At 65.2% G+C, this 24,467-nt stretch carries 19 protein-coding genes; 10 read left to right on the top strand and 9 right to left on the bottom strand.

Features of this window, described 5'->3' with window-relative positions:
- Positions 1 to 90: 90 nt before the first annotated feature.
- Positions 91 to 1,233 carry a type III PLP-dependent enzyme gene (locus RAD04_RS17980; RefSeq protein WP_104462701.1) on the bottom strand — a complete coding sequence of 381 codons (1,143 nt, stop codon included), beginning with the start codon at positions 1,231 to 1,233 and terminating at the stop codon, positions 91 to 93.
- A gap of 690 nt (positions 1,234 to 1,923) precedes the next feature.
- Positions 1,924 to 2,178, bottom strand: a complete 255-nt coding sequence (locus RAD04_RS17975; protein ID WP_018316184.1) for a hypothetical protein — start codon at positions 2,176 to 2,178, stop codon at positions 1,924 to 1,926.
- Between the two features lie 136 nt (positions 2,179 to 2,314).
- Between RAD04_RS17975 and RAD04_RS17970 the strand changes: the two genes are divergently transcribed.
- Genes RAD04_RS17970 through RAD04_RS17960 form a run of 3 tightly spaced genes read left to right on the top strand, consistent with a single transcriptional unit; the run spans position 2,315 to position 6,161 of the window.
- The gene (locus RAD04_RS17970) at positions 2,315 to 4,396 is read left to right on the top strand and encodes a M3 family metallopeptidase (protein WP_461624822.1); all 2,082 of its coding nucleotides are present in this window, start codon (positions 2,315 to 2,317) and stop codon (positions 4,394 to 4,396) included.
- Positions 4,396 to 5,034 (top strand): DUF1007 family protein, encoded by a 639-nt coding sequence (locus tag RAD04_RS17965; RefSeq protein WP_461624821.1) that lies wholly within the window; start codon positions 4,396 to 4,398, stop codon positions 5,032 to 5,034. Before RAD04_RS17970 ends, RAD04_RS17965 begins: the two co-directional genes overlap by 1 nt.
- On the top strand, positions 5,025 to 6,161 hold the full coding sequence (locus RAD04_RS17960) for a nickel/cobalt transporter (protein WP_461624820.1): 1,137 nt from the start codon (positions 5,025 to 5,027) through the stop codon (positions 6,159 to 6,161). Before RAD04_RS17965 ends, RAD04_RS17960 begins: the two co-directional genes overlap by 10 nt.
- Before the next feature lie 170 nt (positions 6,162 to 6,331).
- Here the strand turns inward: RAD04_RS17960 and RAD04_RS17955 are convergent, their stop codons facing one another.
- Complete coding sequence (locus RAD04_RS17955; protein ID WP_018316180.1) at positions 6,332 to 6,730, bottom strand: MAPEG family protein; 399 nt, start codon at positions 6,728 to 6,730, stop codon at positions 6,332 to 6,334.
- A gap of 83 nt (positions 6,731 to 6,813) precedes the next feature.
- Between RAD04_RS17955 and hemH the strand changes: the two genes are divergently transcribed.
- The 4 genes from hemH (at position 6,814) to RAD04_RS17935 (ending at position 10,563) form a co-directional block, all read left to right on the top strand.
- On the top strand, positions 6,814 to 7,851 hold the full coding sequence (gene hemH, locus RAD04_RS17950) for a ferrochelatase (RefSeq protein WP_461624819.1): 1,038 nt from the start codon (positions 6,814 to 6,816) through the stop codon (positions 7,849 to 7,851).
- 10 nt (positions 7,852 to 7,861) lie between these two features.
- Positions 7,862 to 8,839 carry an ABC transporter substrate-binding protein gene (locus RAD04_RS17945; RefSeq protein WP_461624818.1) on the top strand — a complete coding sequence of 326 codons (978 nt, stop codon included), beginning with the start codon at positions 7,862 to 7,864 and terminating at the stop codon, positions 8,837 to 8,839.
- 223 nt (positions 8,840 to 9,062) lie between these two features.
- Entirely contained in the window at positions 9,063 to 10,067 is a 1,005-nt protein-coding gene (locus RAD04_RS17940) for an SPFH domain-containing protein (RefSeq protein WP_091966789.1), read from the top strand.
- Between the two features lie 55 nt (positions 10,068 to 10,122).
- Positions 10,123 to 10,563, top strand: coding sequence for an NfeD family protein (locus RAD04_RS17935; protein ID WP_461624817.1), 441 nt, complete (start codon positions 10,123 to 10,125; stop codon positions 10,561 to 10,563).
- Positions 10,564 to 10,735: 172 nt separating this feature from the next.
- Here RAD04_RS17935 and RAD04_RS17930 read toward each other — a convergent pair whose 3' ends face one another.
- The gene (locus tag RAD04_RS17930; RefSeq protein WP_461620149.1) at positions 10,736 to 11,056 is read right to left on the bottom strand and encodes a winged helix-turn-helix transcriptional regulator; all 321 of its coding nucleotides are present in this window, start codon (positions 11,054 to 11,056) and stop codon (positions 10,736 to 10,738) included.
- 72 nt (positions 11,057 to 11,128) lie between these two features.
- On the opposite strand from RAD04_RS17930, the gene RAD04_RS17925 reads away from it, so the two are divergent.
- A complete protein-coding gene (locus RAD04_RS17925) occupies positions 11,129 to 11,686 on the top strand; it encodes a carboxymuconolactone decarboxylase family protein (RefSeq protein WP_461624816.1) in 558 nt (185 codons plus the stop codon).
- A 148-nt stretch (positions 11,687 to 11,834) separates the two neighbouring features.
- Here RAD04_RS17925 and RAD04_RS17920 read toward each other — a convergent pair whose 3' ends face one another.
- Entirely contained in the window at positions 11,835 to 12,842 is a 1,008-nt protein-coding gene (locus RAD04_RS17920; protein WP_461624815.1) for a KpsF/GutQ family sugar-phosphate isomerase, read from the bottom strand.
- Positions 12,843 to 13,035: 193 nt separating this feature from the next.
- Here RAD04_RS17920 and RAD04_RS17915 point away from each other — a divergent pair, with 193 nt between their 5' ends.
- Positions 13,036 to 14,793 (top strand): outer membrane beta-barrel protein, encoded by a 1,758-nt coding sequence (locus RAD04_RS17915; protein WP_461624814.1) that lies wholly within the window; start codon positions 13,036 to 13,038, stop codon positions 14,791 to 14,793.
- Between the two features lie 158 nt (positions 14,794 to 14,951).
- Here the strand turns inward: RAD04_RS17915 and RAD04_RS17910 are convergent, their stop codons facing one another.
- Complete coding sequence (locus tag RAD04_RS17910) at positions 14,952 to 16,403, bottom strand: glutamate synthase subunit beta (protein WP_461624813.1); 1,452 nt, start codon at positions 16,401 to 16,403, stop codon at positions 14,952 to 14,954.
- Between the two features lie 160 nt (positions 16,404 to 16,563).
- On the bottom strand, positions 16,564 to 21,297 hold the full coding sequence (gene gltB / locus RAD04_RS17905) for a glutamate synthase large subunit (RefSeq protein ID WP_461624812.1): 4,734 nt from the start codon (positions 21,295 to 21,297) through the stop codon (positions 16,564 to 16,566).
- Positions 21,298 to 21,787: 490 nt separating this feature from the next.
- Here gltB and RAD04_RS17900 point away from each other — a divergent pair, with 490 nt between their 5' ends.
- Positions 21,788 to 22,573, top strand: coding sequence for a hypothetical protein (locus tag RAD04_RS17900; protein ID WP_461624811.1), 786 nt, complete (start codon positions 21,788 to 21,790; stop codon positions 22,571 to 22,573).
- Between the two features lie 239 nt (positions 22,574 to 22,812).
- Here RAD04_RS17900 and RAD04_RS17895 read toward each other — a convergent pair whose 3' ends face one another.
- Complete coding sequence (locus RAD04_RS17895; RefSeq protein ID WP_461624810.1) at positions 22,813 to 23,583, bottom strand: alpha/beta fold hydrolase; 771 nt, start codon at positions 23,581 to 23,583, stop codon at positions 22,813 to 22,815.
- A 284-nt stretch (positions 23,584 to 23,867) separates the two neighbouring features.
- Complete coding sequence (locus RAD04_RS17890) at positions 23,868 to 24,329, bottom strand: Hsp20 family protein (protein WP_461624809.1); 462 nt, start codon at positions 24,327 to 24,329, stop codon at positions 23,868 to 23,870.
- Positions 24,330 to 24,467 lie beyond the last annotated feature (138 nt).

Below are 24,467 nucleotides of genomic sequence, written 5' to 3'. Positions count from 1 at the left end.
CGCCTGTCCAAGACGTCGTCAGATCGAAATGTCAGGGAGGAGCCGGCAAGCCGGCTCCCGGGTTCGTCAGGCCTCAGAGAAAGAGGCGGATCAGATGTGGTACGTCCTCAGCGGCGGGATGCCGTTGAACGCCACCGACGAGTAGGTCGACGTATAGGCCCCGGTGCCTTCGATCAGCACCTTGTCGCCGATCTCGAGCGTGACGGGAAGCGGATACGGGTTCTTCTCGTACAGCACGTCGGCGCTGTCGCAGGTCGGACCCGCGAGCACGCACGGCGTCATGTCCGCGCCGTCATGGGCGGTGCGGATGGCGTAGCGGATCGACTCGTCCATCGTCTCGGCGAGACCGCCGAACTTGCCGATGTCCAGATAGACCCAGCGTACCTCGTCCTCGTCGCTCTTCTTCGAGATGAGCACGACCTCGGATTCGATGATGCCGGCGTTGCCCACCATGCCGCGGCCCGGCTCGATGATGGTCTCCGGAATCTGGTTGCCGAAGTGCTTGCGCAGCGCACGGAAGATCGAGCGGCCGTAGGTCACGACCGGCGGCACGTCCTTCAGGTACTTGGTCGGAAAGCCGCCGCCCATGTTGACCATGGACAGGTTGATGCCGCGCTCGGCGCAGTCGCGGAACACCTGCGAGGCCATCGCCAGCGCACGGTCCCACGCCTTCACCTTGCGCTGCTGCGAGCCGACATGGAACGAGATGCCGCACGGCTCCAGGCCCAGGCGCTTGGCAACGTCGAGCACCTCGACGGCCATTTCCGGGTCGCAGCCGAACTTGCGCGACAGCGGCCACTCGGCGCCGGCGCAATCATAGAGGATGCGGCAGAACACCTTCGCGCCGGGTGCGGCACGGGCGACCTTCTCGACTTCGGCGGCGCAATCCACGGCGAACAGCCGGATGCCGAGCGTGAAGGCGCGCGCGATGTCGCGCTCCTTCTTGATCGTGTTGCCGAAGGAGATGCGGTCGGGCGTCGCACCCGCGGCCAGCGCCATCTCGATCTCGGCGACCGTCGCGGTGTCGAAGCAGGAGCCCATGGATGCCAGCAGCGCCAGCACTTCCGGCGCCGGGTTCGCCTTGACGGCATAGAACACGCGGCTGTCGGGCAGCGCCTTGGCAAAGGTCTGGTAATTGTCGCGCACGACCTCGAGGTCGACGACGAGGCACGGCTCGGTGTCGAGGCCATCCTTGCGGCGGTTGCGCAGGAATTCCTGGATACGTTCGGTCATAGCACTCTCCAAAGCGGCCCCAGCGACGGAGCTCGTTCAAAGTGGTTCTCGGACGAGGGTGCTACGCCGCTGCCGCACGATGGAGACGCGACAGGGCAAAGACCCCTAGACCGAATTGTGCTGCCGTGGATTGGTTGGGAATTTCCCGCCCGCACACCTGGCAATGAAGGACAAGCCTTTTCAGTAGCCCGCGCCGGCGTTGGAATGCCGGTAGAGACCAAAAAAGCCCGATCCGTCGTTGCTTTAAGTCGCGTCCCCCGTTGAGAGCGGGGTGCGCCGGTTCGCCTCCGGCTGCCAGTCACGGTTGCAAAGAGCGAAGTCACCTTCGACAAGGCATCTCTTTGAGAGAGATGCTGGACGCTCCGGGTTTGCTTCCTCGTCCGACCTTCAGGCCTTGCGACCTTCAGTCTTCCGACTTCCGCACTTCCGAAGAGCCCCTCGGCTTCTTCACCCCTTGGCGGCTGTCCGGCCTCTTGTCCGGATACCTACCGACTGACACACGACCACAGGCACGTGCGAAATTGGGCAAGAGCGCACATAAGCGTTTTGAATCAGCTTCGCAAGAATTTTTTTAGGCTGAGAACAGAATTGCCTAACATCTGCTTGCGCGGTGTTGCGCGAGCGACGCGGAAGATGAACACGCGTTAAGTTTTCTGTGGCAGCGCGCGCGTCTCTCGCGCGCGAGAAGCGTCAGCGGCGCTTCGTGAAGGGCTCGACACGCTGGGCCGCGCGGATGAACGCGGTCATCACGAGCACACCGAGCGCGAACAGCACCGCCTGCAGGATGTGTGTGCCCTGGTCGCCGAGGCCGAACAGGATCGCGAGCGCCCAGCCGCCGGCGAAGGCCGCGCCGAACACCTCCGCGCCGATCAGGATGGCGGCGCTGATGACGGTGATGACGCTTGGCCAGGCGATCTGGCGGGACGAGGAGGAAGGCGCGTTCATGGGCTCAGGGATCCCTAGTCTTCGAGGGCCGCAATCTCCCCGAAAAGGCGGCCGGGAGCAAGGCCAAATGGCCCAAAAAAGCCCTATCGCGTGCTATAGCTGGCCGCAACAATTTGCCACGAAATCGGGACTTGTGATGTCAGAACCCCGCCAAATTACGGACTCCGAGACCAACCCGCTGCTGAAGGCGTGGGTGACGCCGTTTGCGACCCCGCCCTTCGACGAGATCAAGCCGGAGCATTTCCTCCCGGCCTTCGAGCAGGCCTTCGCCGACCACTCCGCCGAGATCGCGGCGATCACCAACGATCCGGCCGCGCCCGACTTCGCCAACACCATCACGGCGCTGGAGCGCTCGGGCAAGCTGCTGAGCAAGGTGGCGGCGGTATTCTACGACCTCGTCTCGGCGCACTCCAACCCGGCCATCCTTGAGATCGACAAGGAGGTCTCCTTGCGGATGGCGCGGCACTGGAATCCGATCATGATGAACGCCGTGCTGTTCGGCCGCATCGCCCAGCTGCACGAGAACCGCACCAATCTGGATCTGGCTCCAGAGCAGCTTCGCCTCTTGGAGCGCAGCTACACCCGCTTCCACCGCGCCGGTGCCGGGCTCTCCGACGAGGCCAAGACGCGGATGGCCGAGATCAACGAGCGGCTCGCCCAACTCGGCACCAGCTTCAGCCATCATTTGCTCGGCGACGAGCAGGACTGGGTCATGGAGCTGGGGGAGGCCGACCGCCAGGGCCTGCCGGAGAGCTTCGTCGCCAGCGCCAAGGCTGCGGCAGAAGAGCGCGGCATGGAAGGCAAGGCCATCGTCACGCTGTCGCGCTCCTCGGTCGAACAGTTTCTGAAGAGCTCCGCCCGGCGTGATCTGCGCGAGAAGGTCTACAAGGCTTTCACCGCGCGGGGCGACAACGGCAATGCCAACGACAACAATGGAACCATCGTCGAGGTCCTCAAGCTGCGTGAAGAGAGCGCCAAGCTGCTGGGCTATCCGACCTTCGCCGCTTACCGGCTGGAGGACTCCATGGCCAAGACGCCGGACGCGGTGCGGAGCCTTTTGGAGCGGGTCTGGAAGCCGGCGCGGGCGCGGGCGCTCGCCGACCGCGACGACATGCAGGCGCTGATCACGGAAGAGGGCGGCAATTTCAAGCTCGCTCCCTGGGACTGGCGCTTCTACGCCGAGAAGCTGCGCCTTCAGCGCGCCAATTTCGACGACGCCGCGATCAAGCCGTATCTTTCGCTCGACCACATGATCGCCGCCGCCTTCGACTGCGCCACGCGCCTGTTCGGCATCACCTTCGAGGAGCGCAAGGACGTTCCGGTCTGGCACCCCGACGTCCGGGTCTGGGAGGTCAAGGGCCCCGACGGCAAGCACAAGGCGCTGTTCTATGGCGACTACTTCGCCCGGCCGTCGAAGCGCTCCGGCGCCTGGATGACCTCGCTGCGCGACCAGCAGAAGCTCGACGGCGATGTTGCGCCGCTCGTTCTCAATATCTGCAATTTCGCCAAGGGCGCCGGCGGCGAGCCTTCGTTGCTGTCGCCCGACGATGCCCGCACCCTGTTCCACGAGTTCGGCCATGGTCTGCACGGCATGCTCTCAAACGTGACCTATCCGTCGCTGTCGGGCACCTCCGTGTTCACCGATTTCGTCGAGCTGCCGTCGCAGCTCTATGAGCACTGGCAGGAGCGGCCCGAGGTGCTCCAGAAGTTCGCCCGTCACTACCAGACCGGCGAGCCGCTGCCGGACGAGCTGTTGCAACGGTTCCTGGCCGCGCGAAAATTCAACCAGGGCTTTGCCACGGTCGAGTTCGTCTCCTCGGCGCTGGTCGATCTCGAATTCCACACCCAGCCGGCCGAAGCGGCCAGCGACGTGCGCGCCTTCGAGAGACGCGAGCTGGAGAAGATCGGCATGCCCGAGGAGATCGCGCTGCGTCACCGTCCGACCCAGTTCGGTCACATCTTCACCGGTGATCATTATGCCGCCGGCTATTACAGCTACATGTGGTCGGAGGTGATGGACGCCGACGCCTTCGGCGCGTTCGAGGAGGCCGGCGACATCTTCGATCCCGCCGTCGCCAAGCGTCTGCACGACGATATCTATGCTTCGGGCGGATCGGTCGATCCCGAGGCCGCCTACGAGGCGTTCCGCGGCCGCCCGCCGGAGCCTGACGCGCTGCTGCGCCGGCGCGGCCTGCTCGACGACGCGAAGGCCGCCTGATGGGCATGCGCGCCCTGTTCGGATTGCTGCTCGCTGCCGGCCTGTCACTCGCGGCGGGTGCGGCGAGCGCACACCCGCATGTCTGGATCACCGCGACCAGCGAATTGCTCTACGCTGAGGACGGCTCCATCACCGGCGTCCGCCACGCCTGGACCTTTGATGACATGTTCTCGTCCTATGCGGTGCAGGGGCTCGAGAGCAAGACCAAGGGCGCCTATACGCGCGAGGAGCTCGGGCCGCTGACGCAGACCAACGTCGAGTCGCTCAAGGAATACGCTTACTTCACCTTCGCGCGAGCGGACGGCAAGAAGGAGCGATTCCAGGAGCCCATCGACTATTTCCTCGACTACAAGGATACGGTGCTGACCCTGCACTTCACGCTGCCGCTGAAGAACCCGGTCAAGTCCAAGCAGCTGGTGCTTGAAGTGTTCGACCGCTCTTTCTTCATCGACTTCCAGATGGCCAAGGAGAGCCCGGTGAAACTGGTGGGCGCGCCCGCCGGCTGCCAGATGAAGCTGGAGCGCCCGAGCGACGGCACCGCGAGCGCGCAGAAGCTCAACGAGCAGACTTTCATGAATGGCGAGAACTCGAATTTCGGCATGATGTTCGCCAACAAGATCACGGTGGATTGCCCTTGATCGGTCGTCCTCAGTCTCCGATTGCCCGCGGGCTTCTTGTCTGCGCCGCCGTTTTCCTCGTCGCGGGTGTGGTCGATGCCGCGCTCCACGATGTCCTCGCGCAAAATCCGTTCGGCGCGCCGCGCCCGGCGCAGGCGGCCCAGCCCGAGGCCGGTGGCCTCATCGGCTGGCTATTGGCCAAACAGTCGGAATTCTATCGCCAGATGTCGGCGACCATTCGCGCCGCCAAGTCCGACGGCTCGGCGGTGTGGACGCTGCTCTTCATCTCGTTTGCCTACGGCATCTTCCACGCCGCCGGCCCCGGCCATGGCAAGGCAGTGATCGCCTCCTATCTCGTCGCCAACCGCGAGACCGCGCGGCGCGGCATCGCGCTGTCGTTCGCCTCGGCGCTGATGCAGTCGCTGGTGGCGATCCTCATCGTCGGCATCTCGGCCTGGGTGCTGAACGCGACCGCGAAGACCATGTGCAAGGCGGAAGGGGCGATCGAGATCGCGAGTTACGCCCTGATCGCGCTGTTCGGGCTGCGTCTCGTCTGGGTCAAGGGCCGCATTTTCATCCGGGCGCTGCAGGCGGCCCAGCCGGTGCCGGCGATCGCCGGCGTGCCGCACGATCATGATCACGGTCATCACCATCATCATGATGCCCACAATCATCACGATCACGGCCATGATCACCATCACCACGATCATGGCCATGCGCACGCCCATGCCCACCACGGGCATGACCACGTCCATGACGAGCATTGCGGCCATTCCCACGGCCCCACCCCGAGCGAACTCGCCGGCCCTGGTGGCTGGCGGCGCGGCTTCGCTGCGATCCTGACCGTCGGCATCCGCCCCTGCTCGGGCGCGATCCTGGTGCTGGTGTTCGCGCTCGCCCAGGGCCTGTTCTGGGCCGGCATCGCCGCGACCTTCCTGATGGGATTGGGTACTGCGATCACGGTCGCGGCCATCGCGGTCGTCGCCGTCTCCGCCAAGGACATCGCCGCCCGCCTCAGTGCCGGGCGCGACGGCGGCGGCGCGCTGTTCATGCGCGGCATCGAATTCGCCGCCGCGGGCGTCGTGCTGCTGTTTGGCGCAGGCCTCTTGTTCGGCTACATCGCGGCCGAACGGACCACGTGTTTCTAGGCCAAGCTCTCGTGCCCCGGACGCAGCGCAGCGCTCCCGGCGATGCGAAGCATCGTCCGGTGCGGTGCGCTGCAGAGCCGGGGCCTATTTTTTAGTACGGCCTGTGGCCTTCTGGATCCCGGCTCTGCGGAGCAGCGCAAGCGCGCTGCACCGCGTCCGGGACACGAGGCTCACACCGGCAGAAACCGCTTCAGCGCCGGCATGAAGAAGATCCCGAGATTGATCGCAAAGCCGATGCTCCAGAGGATCGAGCGCAGCGTCGGGCGGTTGCCGAGATAGGTCAGCACATAGGCAAGGCGCACGATGAGGAAGAGGGCCGCGAGCTCGTCGATCAGCCGCTGCGGCGAATCCCTGAATTCGGCGAGCAGCACGGCGAACGCGAAGAACGGGAAGGTCTCGATGCCGTTCTGGTGCGCGCCGAGCGCGCGCTGCGAGAGCGCGTCCTCGTAGAAGGCGGGGTCGCGTGGCCGGGAATTGTCGAAGCGGCGAAACCTGATCCATTTGATCGAGCCGATCGTCGACAGATAGAGCAGCAGCGCTCCAAAGACGCACCATTCCGCGAGTGTCATCTTTGCCTCCCCCGCCTGGGTGCGACCCTAGCGAAACCGGGCTCATCTTGACAAGTTCGGACCAACGCGCGACCCACAGAGCCATGACCAGTGTCGTCCCCATCGAGGCCGCGAGACCGGCCGCCCAATCCGCCCTGCCGCGCGCTGGCGTGCTCCTGATCAATCTCGGAACGCCAGACACGGCCGATGCGCCGGGCGTGCGGGTGTACCTGAAGGAGTTCCTCTCGGACGCCCGCGTCATCGAGGATCAGGGTCTGGTCTGGAAGTTCGTGTTGAACGGGATCATCCTGCGCAGCCGCCCCCGTACCAAGGCGCTCGACTACCAGAAGATCTGGAACACCGAGAAGAACGAGTCGCCGCTGAAGACCATCACACGGTCGCAGAGCAACAAGCTCGCCGCCGCCCTGTCGGACCGGGCCCACGTCGTGGTGGACTGGGCGATGCGCTACGGCAATCCCTCGATCAAGTCGGGCATCGACGCCCTGATCGCGAAAGGCTGCGAGCGCATCCTGGCGGTCCCGCTCTATCCGCAATATTCCGCCTCGACCTCGGCGACCGTCTGCGACGAAGTGTTCCGCGTGCTCGCCCGTTTGCGTAACCAGCCGACGCTGCGGGTGACGCCGCCTTATTACGAGGACGCGTCCTATATCGAGGCGCTTGCCGTCTCGATCGAGACGCATCTGGCAACGCTGTCCTTCAAGCCGGAGCTGATCGTGGCGTCGTTCCACGGCATGCCGAAATCCTATGTCGACAAGGGCGATCCCTATCAGCAGCACTGCATCGCCACCACGGCGGCACTGCGCCGCCGGCTCGGCATGGACGAGACCAAACTGCTGCTGACCTTCCAGTCGCGCTTCGGCAATGCCGAGTGGCTCCAGCCTTATACCGACAAGACCATGGAGCGGCTCGCGAAGGAAGGCGTGCGCCGCCTCGCGGTGGTGACGCCGGGCTTTTCCGCCGACTGCCTGGAGACGCTGGAGGAGATCGCGCAGGAGAACGCCGAGATATTCAAGCACAATGGCGGCGAGCAGTTTTCCGCGATCCCCTGCCTCAACGACAGCGACCCGGGCATGGACGTGATCCGCACCCTGGTGCTGCGCGAGCTCCAGGGCTGGATCTGATGGACGTCCCATGAACCGCCGTGAATGTCTGGCGCTTCTTGGGACCGTCGTCGCGCTCCCGGTCCCGGTCCTGGCGCAACAGCCGAACGCGGCGCGTCGGCTCGGCGTGCTCTCGGTCACGGCTGCCGATGATGCGATCGGCCAGACCCGCAGCATGGTCCTGGTCGAGGCGCTCGCACGACATGGCCTGAAAGAGCGCGACAACCTCAAGATCGACTGGCGCAGCGGTGGCGGCGACCGCGCGCGCATCGCGCAGCTTGCCGACGAGCTGATCGCGCTCAAGCCCGACGTCCTACTCGCGGTCGGCACGCCCTCGGTCGAGGAGCTGCGCCAGCGCACCACGACGATCCCGATCGTGTTCGCCGTCGTCACCGATCCCGTCAGCCAGGGCTTCGTCGAAAACCTCGCGCATCCCGGCGGCAACGTCACCGGCTTCACCGACTACGACGGGCCGCTGGCCGGCAAATGGCTGGAGATGCTGACGCAAGTCACGCCAAAGGTGTCTCGCGTCTTCGTCGTCTACAATCCTGCCACCGCGCCGTTCGCGCCGCTGATGCTGCGCACGATCGAGGACGCGGCACGGGCCCTTCAGGTGACGGTCGAGCCCGCGCCGGTGCATGACGCAGCCTCGATCGCGGCGCTGGGCTTGCGGAAAGACGGCGGGTTGCTGGTGTTGCCGGACTTCTTCACCATGGCCAATCGCGGCCAGCTTCTGGCGGCGATTGCGCAGGCGCGCGTGCCCGCGGTGTTCTGGAGCCGTACCTTCGTCGAGGAGGGCGGGCTGATGTCCTACAGCACCGACAGCGCCGAGCAGCTCCGCCGCGCCGCCGACTATATCGATCGTATCCTGAACGGCGCGCGGCCAGCCGACCTGCCAGTGCAGAACCCCACCAAATTCGAGCTTGCGGTCAACCTCAAGGCCGCCAGGGAGTGTGGCGTCACACTTCACCCGGGCCTCATCGCCCTCGCGAATGACGTTATCGAATGAAATCGTCTAACGTGCGCCTTCAGATTCGTTAATTTTCGCCGCTAGGTTTCCGCTGCACGCTTTCAAGGGCCCGCTACAAATACATATCTTGATCCTTCCCCGTTTGGATGACTTGTGCAGAATTGGATCGATACCGACGTGAATTGCGACCGCTGAACCGGTAGGGTTGCGCTCCCGACCAATGACGGCGCGGGAAGGAGCTTTTTCCTGCCTTGGAGGAAATATGAGCGGTTTCGACATTTTCGCGATTGTTCTGGTTTTGCTCGTCATCGTCACGCTGGTCGCCGGCGTGAAGACGGTGCCGCAGGGCTATGACTGGACCATCGAGCGGTTCGGCAAATACACCCAGACGCTGAGCCCCGGGCTCAATCTGATCGTGCCCTATTTCGATCGCGTCGGCCGCAAGATCAACATGATGGAGCAGGTGATCGACATCCCCGAGCAGGAGGTCATCACCAAGGACAACGCCACGGTGACGGTGGACGGCGTTGCCTTCTACCAGGTGTTCGACGCCGCGAAGGCGAGCTACGAGGTCGCCAATCTGACCCAGGCGATCACGGTCCTGACCATGACCAACATCCGCTCGGTGATGGGCTCGATGGATCTCGACCAGGTGCTGTCGCACCGCGACGAGATCAACGAACGCCTGCTGCGCGTCGTCGACGCCGCGGTGTCGCCCTGGGGCGTCAAGGTCAACCGCATCGAGATCAAGGACATCGTGCCGCCGGCCGACCTCGTCGAAGCCATGGGCCGGCAGATGAAGGCCGAGCGCGTCAAGCGCGCCGACATTCTCGCCGCCGAAGGCCAGCGCCAGTCCGAGATTTTGCGCGCCGAGGGCGCCAAGCAGGGCCAGATCCTCCAGGCCGAAGGCCGCCGCGAGGCCGCCTTCCGCGACGCCGAGGCGCGCGAGCGTCTGGCCGAGGCCGAAGCCAAGGCGACGCTGGCGGTGTCGGAAGCCATCGGCAAGGGCGACGTCGCCGCGTTGAACTATTTCATCGCCGACAAATATATCAAGGCGTTCGGCCAGTTCGCGGACGCGCCGAACCAGAAGATCATCATGCTGCCGGTGGAAGCAACCTCCATGCTGGGCTCGCTCGCCGGCATCGGCGAGATCGCAAAGGCAACGTTCGGCGAAAGCGCAGCCTCTGCGGCCGCCGCCGCCCGTCGCACCGGCTCGGTGCCGACGACAGGCAGCACGCCGCCGGCAGTGCCGCCGCGGCAGGGATAGTCACCGGCGCGTGTCCCTCCGAACGGGGGCATGCACCATGATGGAAGGTCGTGTCATGACCGACATGTTCGTATCGCTCGGCACCTGGAATTGGCTCATCTTCGGCTTCATCCTGATGGCGCTGGAGGTGCTGGCGCCGGGCATATTCCTGTTCTGGCTCGGGCTCGCCGCGCTGCTCGTCGGCCTGATCTCGTTCACCGTCGTCATATCGTGGCAGATCCAGCTCGTGATGTTCGCGGTGTTCGCCGCCGCCGCCGTTCCGATATGGCGCCGCCTTGCGCGGCCGAAGTCGGAAGCAAGCGCCAGCCCGTTCCTCAACAAGCGAACCGAGGCACTGCTCGGCCGCGAGTTCACGCTGGAGAAGCCGATCATCGACGGCAGCGGCACCGTGCGCATCGGCGACACCGTGTGGCGCGTCGCTGGCCCGGATACGCCGGCGGGGACGCGGGTGAAGGTGGTGCAGGTGGACGGTGCCAACCTGACGGTGGCGGCGTGAGGATTTCTTCCCTCTCCCCTTGTGGGAGAGGGTGGCTCGCCGCGTAGCGGCGAGACGGGTGAGGGGTCTCCATCCTCACGAACTATCTTGCGAGTGGAGACGTACCCCTCATCCGGCGCTTCGCGCCACCTTCTCCCACAAGGGGAGAAGGAAGTGGGGGCCGCTCTCGCGTTCACCCCTTCCACCTCTCCGCAAACCGGTGCAGCGGCATGAACGTCTCGCACAATTCCCGCCCGAGCGGCGTCAGCCCATAGCCTCCGCCTTCACCCAGCTCCACGAATCCCGCCTCGCGCAGCTCCGTCAGCCGCGCTTGCAGCACCGTTGGTGAGGCCTCGTCGCAGGCGGTGCGCAATGCGCGGGAGGTGAGGGGCTCGCCGCGCAACTCCCACAATATTCGCAGGCTCCAGCGCCGGCCGAGCAGGTCCAGCAGCGCCATGATCGGCCGCCCGGTGCGCGAGCCGCGGACGCTTCCTGATGCTGCCTGTTTTGCCATCGCGGCCCTCTTGCGTCGTGCTACAGATAGTGTAGCGTATTGCTACAATAAATGTAGCAAAGGAGGCGGCCGATGTCCCAGTCCACGCCGCGCATTGCCCCGCTCACCCCGCCTTATCCCCCGGAGATCCAGGCGCAGTTCGATCGCATCATGCGCGGCGCGCCGCCGCTGGTGCTGTTCCGGGTGATGGCGGGCCACAGCCGCGCCTGGGACAAGTTTCGCGCCGGCGGCCTGCTCGATCCCGGCCCGCTCTCCCTGCGCCAGCGCGAGATCGTCATCGACCGCACCTGCGCGCTGAACAGATGCGAGTATGAATGGGGCGTACATGTCGCGGTTTTCGCCGGGCCGGCGAAGTTCGCCGAAGACGAGGTGCGTGCCACAGTGCAGGGCGATGCGACGTCACCGTGCTGGTCGCCGGCCGAACAGGCGCTGATCGCGGCAGTCGACGCGCTGCATCACCGCGCGACGTTCAGAGATGAAGAGTTTGCCGCGCTCTCGGCGCATTACGACGAGGCGCAGATTCTGGAGATCATGCTGCTGTGCGGCTTCTATCGCACGGTGTCTTATCTGGCGAACGGGCTGCGGCTGCCGCTGGAGGAGAACACGGCGCGGTTTCCGACCCCGCTCTGACGGAAGAAGGAGCTGCGCGCTCACTCTCGCTGTCATTCCGGGGCACGCGTAGCGTGAACCCGGAATCTCGAGATTCTCAGGTGCGCAACTGCGCACCATAGTTCGATGCTTCGCGTCGCCCCGGAATGACGGTGGAGAGACCGGAGTCCTACGCCACGCCAGCCCGCAACAAATCGTGCAGATGCACGATGCCCACCACCTTGCCGGCCTCGGTCACGACCAGCGTCGTGATCTTGCTTGTGTTCAGCACCTCGATCATCTCGGTGGCGAGCATGGACGGCGGCACGGTCTTCGGCCGCTTCGTCATGATCTCGTCGACTGACGCCGTCAGCAAGTCGGGACGCATGTGGCGGCGCAGGTCGCCGTCGGTGATGATGCCTGCGACCTCGTTCGCTTCGTTGACGATGCAGACGCAGCCGAGACCCTTGGCCGACATCTCGACCACGGCCTCCGACATCTTGGTGCCCAGGGGCTTGACCGGGATCTCGGCGCCGGTGCGCATGTAGTCGCGGACGAATTTCAGCATCGCGCCCAGCTTGCCGCCCGGGTGGAAATGCGCGAACTCCAGCGCGGTGAAGCCGCGGCCTTCGAGCAGCGCGATCGCGAGGGCATCGCCGATCGCGGCCTGCATCAGGGTCGAGGTGGTCGGCGCCAGATTGTGCGGGCAGGCCTCGCGCGCCTTCGGCAGCTCGATCACGAGGTCGGCAGCTTGTCCCAGCGAGGACGCCGCGTTCGACGTCACCGCGATCATGGGAATGGCGAACCGTGCTGAGTAGTTCACGAGGTTCTTCATCTCCGGCTGCTCTCCGGACCAGGACAGCGCCATGATGACGTCGTCGGTGGTGATCATGCCGAGGTCGCCGTGGCCGGCCTCGGCGGCGTGCACGAAGAAGGCGGGCGTGCCGGTCGAGGCCAGCGTCGCGGCGATCTTGCGCCCCATATGGCCTGACTTGCCGAGCCCGGTGACGATGACGCGGCCCTTGGCGTTGCGGATCAGGTCGACTGCTTTCGAAAATGTCGCGCCGAGCGGGCCGCGCAGGGCGGCTGCGAGCGCGTTGATGCCGCCGCTCTCCGTCTCCAGGGTGCGGAGCGCGGATTCGACGCTGTCGGGGATGGGGCCGGATGATGCGGTCATCAGCGGTTTCGAACTCGGCATGTACTGGTCCAGGGAGGAGGGGGCGTTTGCCCGGTCGGCGCCTCATTAGCACGCCGCGGCGGTGGAGGCGACGAGCGCGCCTAAGCCCTCAACCGGTCATTAACCATAATTGTTTTAACTCCATTAACGATGGTTCCCGCCAGCCGGCGGAGGTCACCGTGAAAGTGTTTGATTTCGTTGGAGTTCTTCCATCGTGGGGTCGTCTCCAGGCACCGGCCGGAGCAAACGCGCGCAGTTCCTGCGCGCGGCATTGCCGTGCCTTGTGCCGGGTCTTGCGCTGACGGCCCTCACAAGCGTGCCCGCGGCCGCCCAGAGCCTCACGTCCGATCTGTTCAATCCCAATCGCGGCGGCTTCGCCGCGCCCGAGACGCTGCCGACGCGCCGCACGGCGGGCGTGCCGCAGGCGCCGCCGGATGCATTGCCCGTGCTGCCCGATCCCAATGCCGATCCGCGCAGGGCCCGCGAACGGCCGGCGACCTCGCGCGTCGGTCAGGTCCCGACCTACGGACTGCCCGCCGCCACCGGCGCGAGCAGCTCCGGCTATGATTCGCTCAACCGCAAGCGACAGCAGCCCAAGCTCTATCCGGGCCAGCCGAAGCCGAAGCGTGCGGCCGGTCCCGGCTCGCCGGCGCCGACCACCGTGCCGCCGCCGTCGACGCTCGGGCTGCCCAGAATCGCGCCGCCGCCATCCGCATCCGCCAACAAGGCGCCGGTGCCGGCGGCGATGGCGGGCACCGTGCCCGGACAGCCGCTGCGCCGCCGCCTCAAGGCAGATGACGATGCGTTCGGAGCCGTCGGCGATTACGCCGGCAGCTTCCTGATCAAGGGTGGCCTCGAGCTCTCCACCGGCTACGACACCAATCCTGCGCGTCTCAACAAGCCGATCGGCTCGCCGGTCTACGTCGTCGCACCCGATCTGCTGGTGATGTCCGACTGGGAGCGCCACGCGCTGGTCGCCGATCTGCGCGGCTCGTTCTCCGGCTACACCAACAACATGCCGGCGACGATCGACGGCTTTGCCTCGCCTTCGCCGGTCGAGATCAATCGTCCTGACTTCACCGGCCATGTCGACGGCCGCCTCGACGTCGACCGCGATCTCAAGCTGACCTCGCAGCTGCGCCTGCGGCTCGCCACCGACAATCCCGGCAGCCCGAACGTGCAGGCCGGCCTACAGAAATATCCGGTCTACGCCGCCTATGGCACCACTGTCGGCTTTGATCAGACCTTCAATCGTTTCCAGGTCGCCGCCGGCGCCACCGTCGATCGCACCGCCTACACGGACTCCAAGCTCACCGACGGCTCGACCTTCAGCAACGGCGATCGCGACTTCAACCAGTATGGCGGCATCGGGCGCTTCTCCTACGACCTCAAGCCGGGCCTGAAGCCGTTCGTCGAGATCCAGGGCGACACCCGCGTCCATGACCAGGCCGCCGACCGCAACGGCTATTTCCGCGATTCAAACGGCGGCTACGCCAAGGTCGGCTCGTCCTTCGAGTTCTCGCGCATCCTCACCGGCGAAATCTCGGTCGGCTATTCCGCGCGCAACTATACCGACCCGCGCCTTAGCCAGCTCGCGGGCTTCCTCACCTCGGGCTCGCTGATCTGGAATGCGAGTGGCCTGACCACGGTGAAATTCTTCACCGACACGCAGATCGCCGAGACCACCATCCCCGGCTCCTCGGGTGTGCTGGTGCGCACCTATTCGGCCGAAGTCGACCACGACTTCCGTCGCTGGCTGACCGCCGTGGGCAAGTTCACCTACGGCACGCTCGACTACCAGGGCCAGAACCGCAACGACAAGACCTACTCGTTCGAGAGCAACCTGATCTACAAGCTCAACCGCAACATCTGGGTCAAGGGCACGCTGCGCCACGACATCCTGGATTCGAACCAGCCGGGATCGAGCTCGCAGGGGACGGTGGTGATGGTGGGTGTGAGGTTGCAGAATTGATTCCGCTGTCATGCTCCGCGAAGGCGGAGCATCCAGTACGCCGCGGTTTATCCGTATACGTTTAGCTTCTCTGGAATACAGGATCGCCCGCTCCAGTGCGCAAGTGCGCACAAGGCGGGCGATGACAGTCTCGGTTGGGCTGCTAGCTCGCGCCTCACCTACCGCGGCAGATCCGTCTTCCCCATCAGGAACGTGTCGATCGACCTTGCACACAGCCGACCCTCGCGGATCGCCCAGACCACCAGCGACTGGCCGCGGCGCATGTCGCCGGCGGTGAAGACGTTCGGACGGGAGGTCTGGTAGTCCAGCGTGTTGGCCTTGACGTTGCCGCGGGGGTCGAGTTCGACCGCGAGCATCTTGAGCAGGCCCTCGTGCACGGGATGGACGAAGCCCATGGCGAGCAGGACGAGCTCGGCATCGAGCTCGAACTCGGTGCCGGCGATCGGCTTGAACTTGTCGTCGACGTGCACGCAGTGGAGCTTCTTGACCTGCCCGTTCTCGCCTGAAAACTTCTGGGTCAGCACCGCGTATTCGCGCACGGCGCCTTCGGCCTGGCTGGAGGACGTCCGCATCTTCAGCGGCCAGTTCGGCCAGGTGAGGCCCTTGTTCTCGCGCTCGGGCGGGGCGGGCATGATCTCGAGCTGGGTCACCGAGAGCGCGCCCTGGCGCAGCGAGGTGCCGATGCAGTCGGATCCGGTGTCGCCGCCGCCGATGACGACGACGTGCTTGCCGCCGGCCAGGATCTCCTGGACGCCGTTCTGAGGTTCGCTGGAGACGCGGCGGTTCTGCTGCGGCAAGAAGTCCATGGCGTAGTGGATGCCGGCGAGGTCCCGGCCGGGAATCGGCAGGTCGCGCGGGGCTTCCGCGCCGCCGGTCAGCGCGACGGCGTCATATTCGTTGAGCATCTCGCGCGGATCGACATTGCCGTCGACGCCGACATGGCTGTTGTAGTGGAAGGTGACGCCTTCGCCTTCCATCTGCTTGACGCGGCGGTCGATGACGCCCTTCTCCATCTTGAAGTCGGGAATGCCGTAGCGCAGCAGGCCGCCGGCCTTGGCGTACTTCTCGAACAGGTGCACGTCGTGGCCGGCGCGCGCCAGCTGCTGGGCGCAGGCCATGCCGGCCGGACCCGAGCCGATCACCGCGACCTTCTTGCCGGTCTTGATGGCTGCGACTTCCGGCTTCAGCCAGCCATTGTCCCAGGCGCGGTCGACGATCGCGCATTCGATGGTCTTGATGGTGACGGGGTTGTCGTCGATGTTGAGCGTGCAGGAGGCCTCGCACGGCGCGGGGCAGATGCGCCCCGTGAACTCCGGGAAATTGTTGGTCGAGTGCAGATTGCGCGAGGCTTCTTCCCAATTGCCCTGGTAGACGAGGTCGTTCCAGTCGGGGATCTGGTTGTTGACCGGGCAGCCGGGCGTGCCGGGCGCGACCGAGCCGGTGCCGTGGCAATAGGGAATGCCGCAATTCATGCAGCGCGCGGCCTGGTCGCGCGTTTCCTTCTCGGTCAAGGGAACGACGAACTCGTTGTAATGCTTCACGCGTTCGGCGACCGGGGTGTACTTGCGGTCGTGCCGTTCGATTTCCAGAAAACCCGTGATCTTGCCCATTAAACCCGAAGTCCCTGCCGCTTAAGTTCTTTGTTCTCTCACTCCTCATCCTGAGGAGCGGCGCGCTCTTCGCGCCGCGTCTCGAAGGATAGAGGCCCGGATGGTGGTCTCATGGTTCGAGGCGGCGCTTTCCGCGCCTCCTCACCATGAGGCTTCTTTTTTACGCCCCGATAGCGATTTTCGGCTCGGCGTCCGCGTTGGCGGCCATTTCGCGCAGCGCGCGCCGGTACTCGACCGGCATCACCTTGCGGAATTTGGGCAGCCATTCCTTCCAATTGGCAAGAATGTCGGCGGCGCGCTTGGAGCCGGTGGCTTTCGCATGGCGCGAGATCAGCACGTGCAGCCGCTCGACGTCGGAGGCGAGCAGGTTGTTGAACACGTCGACCCGGCCGTGCGCCTCGAGGTCACCGGAGTGGTGGTAGGTGCCGGCGTTGATCAGCTCCTCCGACAGCACGGGCTCGAGGTCGACCATCGACATGTTGCACAGCCTGTCGAAATCGCCGGTCTCGTCCAGCACGTAGGCGATGCCGCCGGACATGCCGGCCGCAAAGTTGCGTCCGGTCTTGCCGAGCACGACCACGATGCCGCCGGTCATGTATTCGCAGCAATGATCGCCGGCGCCCTCGACCACGGCGACCGCGCCCGAGTTGCGCACGGCAAAGCGTTCGCCGGCGATGCCGCGGAAGTAGCACTCACCCTCGATCGCGCCGTACATCACGGTGTTGCCGACGATGATGCTCTCTTCCGGCACGATCGCGGAGTTCTTCGGCGGCTTGACGATGATCTTGCCGCCCGAGAGACCCTTGCCGACATAGTCGTTGCCTTCACCTTCGAGCTCGAAGGTGACGCCGTGGGCGAGCCACGCGCCGAAGGCCTGGCCCGCGGTGCCCTTGAGGCTGACATGGATGGTGTCGTGCGGCAGGCCGGCATGGCCGTAGATCTTGGCGACCGCGCCCGACAGCATCGCGCCCGCGGAGCGGTTGGTGCTGTTGATATTGGCCTCGATCTTCACCGGCGCGCCGCGATCGAGCGCAGGCGTCGCCTTCTCGATCAGCGTGCGGTCGAGCACCGCCTCCAGATGATGGTTCTGGCGCTCGGAGTGATAGATCTTCTGGCCCTTCTCTTCCTTCTGCTTGACGAACAGCTTCGAGAAGTCGAGGCCCTTGGCCTTCCAATGCGCGACCAGCCTGGTCTGGTCGAGCAGCTGAACCTGGCCGACCATCTCATTGAAGGTGCGGAAGCCGAGCGATGCCATGATCTCGCGGACTTCTTCGGCGACAAAGAAGAAGTAGTTGATCACGTGCTCGGGCTGGCCGGTGAAGCGCTTGCGCAGCACGGGGTCCTGGGTCGCGACGCCGACCGGGCAGGTGTTGAGATGGCACTTGCGCATCATGATGCAGCCGGCCGCGATCAAGGGGGCGGTGGCGAACCCGAACTCGTCGGCCCCTAACAGTGCGCCGATCACGACGTCACGGCCGGTGCGGAAGCCGCCATCGACCTGGACCACGATGCGGCTGCGCAGCCGCTCGCGCACCAGCGTCTGGTGGGTTTCGGCTAGCCCAATCTCCCAGGGCGAGCCGGCGTGCTTGATCGACGTCAGGGGCGATGCACCAGTGCCGCCTTCGAAGCCCGCGATGGTGACATGGTCGGCGCGCGCCTTGGCGACGCCCGCGGCCACCGTGCCGACGCCGATCTCTGAGACGAGCTTGACCGAGACGTCGCCCGTCGGGTTGACGTTCTTGAGGTCGTAGATGAGCTGCGCCAGATCCTCGATCGAGTAGATGTCGTGGTGCGGCGGCGGCGAGATCAGGCCGACGCCCGGCGTCGAGTGCCGGACCTTGGCGATGGTCGCATCGACCTTGTGGCCCGGCAGCTGGCCGCCTTCGCCGGGCTTGGCGCCCTGGGCCATCTTGATCTGCATCATGTCGGAGTTGACGAGATACTCCGTGGTGACGCCGAAGCGGCCCGAGGCCACCTGCTTGATCGCCGAACGCATGGAATCGCCGTTCGGCATCGGCTTGAAGCGGTCGGCTTCCTCGCCGCCTTCGCCGGTATTCGACTTGCCGCCGATCCGGTTCATGGCGATCGCGAGCGTGGTGTGGGCCTCGCGCGAGATCGAGCCGAAGCTCATCGCGCCCGTGGCGAAGCGCCTGACGATGTCCTTGGCGGGCTCGACCTGGTCGAGCGGGATCGGCTTGCGCTTCTCCTCGTCCGCGTTCTTGATCCGGAACAGGCCGCGCAGCGTCAGCAGCCGCTCCGACTGCTCGTTGAGGATCTTTGCGAAGGCGCGATAGCGCTCCAGCGAGTTGCCGCGTGCGGCGTGCTGCAACAGCCCGACCGACTCGGCAGTCCAGGCATGGTCCTCGCCGCGGCTGCGATAGGCGTATTCGCCGCCGACGTCGAGCGCGGTCTTGTAGACCTGCGCCTCGCCGAACGCGTCGGCATGACGGCGCACAGCTTCCTCGGCGATCTCGCCAAGGCCGACGCCTTCGACGCGGGTATGCGTGCCGGCGAAGAACTTTGCGACGAAGTCGGCCTTGAGGCCGACCGCGTCGAAGATCTGCGCGCCGCAATAGGACTGGTAGGTCGAGATGCCCATCTTGGACATCACCTTCAAAAGGCCCTTGCCGATCGACTTGATGTAGCGCTTGACGATCTCGTAATCGTCGAGCGAGCCGGGCAGGCGATCCTTCATCGCGACGATGGTCTCGAACGCGAGGTAAGGATTGATCGCTTCGGCGCCGTAGCCGGCCAGGCAGGCGAAGTGATGTACTTCGCGCGGCTCGCCGGATTCGACGACGAGACCGACCGAGGTACGCAGTCCGACGCGGATCAGATGATGATGCACGGCGGCGCAGGCCAGCAGTGCCGGAATCGGCACCCGGTCGGTGCCGACCATGCGGTCGGACAGGATGATGATGTTGACGCCCTCGCGCACCGCGCTTTCGGCGCGCGCGCAGAGCTCGTCGAGCACCTGGTCCATGCCTGCCGCGCCGAGACCGGCGTGGAAGGTGGTGTCCAGCGTGCGCGACTTGAAGTGCGACTCGGCAACATCCGAGATCGAGCGGATCTTTTCGAGATCCGCGTCGGTCAGGATCGGCTGGCGCGCTTCGAGACGCTTGGTGGTGGCAAGCCCCTGCAGATCGAACAGGTTCGGCCGCGGTCCGATGATGGAGACGAGGCTCATCACCAGCTCCTCGCGGATCGGGTCGATCGGCGGGTTGGTGACCTGCGCAAAGTTCTGCTTGAAGTAGGTGAACAGCGGCTTGGACTTGTCCGACAGCGCCGAGATCGGCGTGTCGTTGCCCATCGAGCCCGCGGCTTCCTCGCCCGTGGCCGCCATCGGCGTCATCAGGATGGCGATGTCTTCCTGGCTGTAGCCGAACGCCTGCTGGCGATCGAGCAGCGACAAATTGGAGCGCACGCCGGTGGTCGGCACCTTCGGCAGCTCTTCCAGCACGATCTGGGTCCGCTCCAGCCACTCCTTGTAGGGGTGGCTCCTGGCGAGCTCGGCCTTGATCTCGTCGTCCGGGATGAGGCGGCCCTGTTCGAGGTCGACCAGCAGCATCTTGCCGGGCTGCAGGCGCCACTTGGTGATGATCTGGTCTTCGGGGATCGTCAGCACGCCCATTTCGGACGCCATCACGATGCGGTCGTCCTTGGTCACGAGATAGCGCGCGGGCCGCAGGCCGTTGCGGTCGAGCGTGGCGCCGATCTGGCGGCCGTCGGTGAAGGCGATCGCGGCGGGGCCGTCCCACGGCTCCATCAGCGCGGCGTGATATTCGTAGAAGGCGCGGCGCTTCTCATCCATCAGAGGATTGCCGGCCCACGCCTCCGGAATCATCATCATGACGGCGTGCGGCAGCGAGTAGCCGCCCTGCACCAGGAATTCGAGCGCGTTGTCGAAGCAGGCGGTGTCCGACTGTCCTTCGTACGAGATCGGCCAGAGCCGGTTGATGTCCTTGCCGTAGAGCTCGGAGCTCACGGAGGCCTGGCGCGCCGCCATCCAGTTGGTGTTGCCGCGCAGCGTGTTGATCTCGCCGTTATGCGCGATCATGCGATAGGGATGCGCCAGCGACCAGGCCGGGAAGGTGTTGGTCGAGAAGCGCTGGTGAACGAGTGCGAGCGCGCTCTCGAAATCCTTCTCGTGCAGATCGGGATAGTACTTGCCGAGCTGGTCGGCGAGGAACATGCCCTTGTAGATCACGGTGCGGCAGGACATCGAGCAGGGGTAATAGCCGGCAAGCCCGCGGTCGCGGCGCTGATAGATCGCCTGCGAGATCGACTTGCGCAGGATGTAGAGCCGGCGCTCGAACTCGTCCTCGGTCTTGGCGGTGCCGTTGCGGCCGATGAACACCTGCATGCAGGCGGGCTCGGTCGGCTTCACGGTGACGCCGAGCGAGGAATTGTCGGTCGGCACGTCGCGCCAGCCGAGCAGGGTCAGGCCCTCCTCCTTGATCTGGTCGGCGATGATGCTCTTGATGACGTTGCGCCATGCGGTGTCGCGCGGCATGAACAGCGCGCCGATGGCGTATTCGCCGGGCGCTGGCAGCGCGAAGCCGAGCTCCCCGGCCTTGCGGCTGAAGAAGGCGTGCGGGATCTGCACCAGGATGCCGGCGCCATCACCGGCGCGCGGGTCGGCGCCGACGGCGCCACGATGCTCGAGATTGCACAGGATGCTCAGCGCGTCCGCGACGATCTCGTGCGACTTCTTGCCCTTGATATTGGCGATGAAGCCGACGCCGCAGGAATCCTTTTCCAGGCTCGGATCGTAGAGGCCAACGGCCGGCGGGCGCGAATTGTGTTCCTGAATCGGATCGGTCGTTTTCGAGGCGACCGTCGCCGACAGCTCTTCTGCCACGATGTTTGCGCTCTCGAATTGCGACCCGTTCATTGTTCCAATCCTCTCCGTGCGGCAAGCTGCCTCACCGCCATCTTCGGCGCACCTTGGGCGTTCCGCGGCACCCGCCTCTGGGTCACCGCTCGTCCGCTGCGAGCCGCATTTTCTTAAATTCAGGCCTAGGCGTTCTTCGTCCCCGAGAACGGCTTTGCCTGTTGCCTTATGGTGCTCGAAAGCACCGACTTTCGTTGCAATCCCTATGCCGGAACCGCAAGCAAAATTGAGACAGTCTTCCTGTCCTAACCGTCACCTTGCCAAATTTTTGTCTATCACACAAGCGCGTGGAAGTCCCGATTCCCGATATGTCAATCAATCGCTTTCCGAAAGTTGCGCGGTCCCGGTTTTGAAGCAACGCGCCCCGATTCGGCCCTGTGGGCGCCGAAATCCCAAATGAAGCTTCGGATCAACCCTTCGAAAGGCGCGCCACGCCGCAAGAAGCGAAAGAGCGCGAGGCATTCGGGGGCCTGACAGGAGCGTGTCGACGATGAAGTTTTTCACAGGATGTGTGGCTGCCGCCACGCTGGTGCTCGCCATCAGCGCCGGGCATGGGCAGGTTTCGGCGCAAGTTCCCGCGAAAGGTATCGCAGGAGGGGCGGCTATCGCGGTGTCGGATTTCGACGGACCCTATGCGCCCCCCGAAGCCGCCCCGCCATCGCCGCCGCTTTACGGCCAAGGCTACGGTTACGGCTATGAAGAGCGCGGTCCGGCGTTGCTGCCGTCGACCGAGGTCTACGCGGTTTTGCGCGAAAACGGCTTCTCGCCGCTCGGCATCCCGCGCCTGCGCGGCAGCGTCTACACCATCGCGGTGATCGACCCCCGCGGCGATGACGGCCGGCTCGTGATCGATGCCCGCGACGGACGGATCATCCGTTTCATGCCCGCCGCCGACGCCTACGGCATGGCGCCCGCCTATGACGAGCGCGCAGCCACGCCTTACGGTCCGCAAAGCGCGCTGCCGCCGCCGACCGTGATCCGCAGCGGCCCGCCGCGGCCGCCGGCCTTGATCCCGCACGTGGCGAGCCGCGCCGTGCCGCTTCCGAGGGCCGCCCCGCGACGCGGCGAGACGCCGGTCGCCGCCGCCAAGCCGGCGGAGCCGGTGGCGCAGCAGGCGCAGGCGCCGCAGGCACAGGCACCGCCGCAGACCGCTGCCGCGCAGGCCAAGCCTGTCGAGGCCGCGCCACAAGCCATTGCGCCAACCGTCGGCCAGGCCAAGCCGGCCCCAACGATTCTGCCGACCCAGGAGATGCCGGCCGCGCAGGGGCTGGATTAGCACTGTGAGTTTGATGCGATCGCGCCGGCCGCACCCACGCCGTCGTCCCTGCGAACGCAGGGACCCAGCGCGTGATCTATCGGTGCGGATGAGGTGCGAGTACCGGACCTCTGGCCTTCGCCAAACTGCTCCCTGGGGTTATGGGTCCCTGCGTTCGCGGGGATGACATCCGGGAGAGAGTGAGCAAAACAAAAAGCGCCCGAGGATCCCGGGCGCTTTTGCGTTGTTGGGGCGAAGCCTCAGCTCCGCGGATACCCCGCCGCTTCCAGGATCAAATTCGCCACCTCCTTCGGATGCGACACCAGGGAGAGATGGCCGGCATCGAGTTCGATCGTGGTGGCGTTCATGCGCTTGGCGAGGAACCGCTCCAAATCGGGATTGATGGTGTAGTCGTTCTTCGACACCGCATACCAGCTCGGCTTCGAATGCCACGCCGCTTCCGTGGTGCGGCCGGCGAAGATCGACGCCGCGGTCGGCCATTGCACGGCATAAAGCTCCCTGGCTTGCTCCGGCTTCACGCCATTGGCGAAATATTTCAGGAAGGCGTCTTCCGACAGTTTTGTATAGCCGTCGCGTTCGACGACGCCGGCACGCACCGGGCCGGCCGGAAACTGCTTCGACAGCGCGACGAAATCCTCGTTCGCATCGGGCGCGCGTGCGGCGACATAGACGAGCCCGGTGACTTTTGGATCGGTGCCGACCTGGCTGATAACGGTGCCGCCCCAGGAATGCGCGACCAGCACCGTCGGTCCGTCCTGCTCGGCCAGCGCGCGCTTGGTCGCCTCGACCGAGTCCGCAAGCGACGACAGCGGATTCTGCACCGCGGTGACGTGCAGCCCTGCGGCCTGGAGGATCGGAATCACCTCCGACCAGCTCGAGCCGTCGGCCCAGGCACCGTGCACCAGCACGACGTTTTTCGCCTTCACCGTTTGCGACGTCTGCGCATGAGCAAGGGTGAGGGGAGCCGCCAAAAGGCTCGCGGCGACAAAAAGGCTGCGCCAGAGTGACATGATCTTTCTCCGTCTTGGATTCGATATCGAAAAGGACGGCACGTGGAGGGTCGGCGTTACGCGCGGTCACCAACCTGTGACAAGCGTCTGGTCGGGCATCGTGATTGCACGATCGATGCAGCTATCTCTGGTTTGTCGCAGGCGCGTGTGAGCCGGACTCAGACTTAGAATGATGAGCCGAACCTGTATTTCCATTTCGACCGAAAACAAAAGCCACGGACTGAGCACGAAAAAAAACGCCCCGGGGCACCGGGGCGTTTTCGCAACCTGGAAGTGGCCTATGCTTAGGCGGCGGCCGAGTTCTCGATCACCTGCGCCTTCGGTGCGTTGGTGTTGATCGCGATCTGGCGCGGCTTCTTCGCCTCGGGAATCTCGCGGACGAGGTCGACGTGAAGCAGCCCGTTCTCGAGCGAAGCGTCCTTCACCTGCACGAAGTCGGCGAGCTGGAAGGCGCGCTCGAAGGCACGCGCGGCGATGCCGCGGTAGAGCACTTCGTTCTTGCTGTTCTCGTTGGCGACTTTCTCGCCCTTGATCGTCAGCGTATTTTCCTTCGCGACGATGGAGAGCTCATCCCTGGCGAAGCCCGAGACCGCAACGGTGATGCGGTAGGCGTTCTCGCCGGTACGCTCGATGTTGTAGGGGGGATAACCGGGGCTGCCGTCCGAGCTGGCCTGGTCGAGCAGGCTGAAGAGGCGGTCGAAGCCGACGGTGGAACGATAGAACGGGGTGAGATCATAGCTACGCATGGTCAAGTCCTCCATTGAGCGACTGTTGGGTAACCCGCCCGCCAATCGGGCCGGGCTTTAGTCTGTGTGCAGCCTGATGTTCCGGTTCCGAAACACTGGTAGCGGCCTGCACGAAGATGATATGGGTGGAACGAGACG

This window comes from Bradyrhizobium sp. 25ACV, from assembly GCF_054863005.1.
This window is presented reverse-complemented; position numbering and strand designations above follow the sequence as displayed.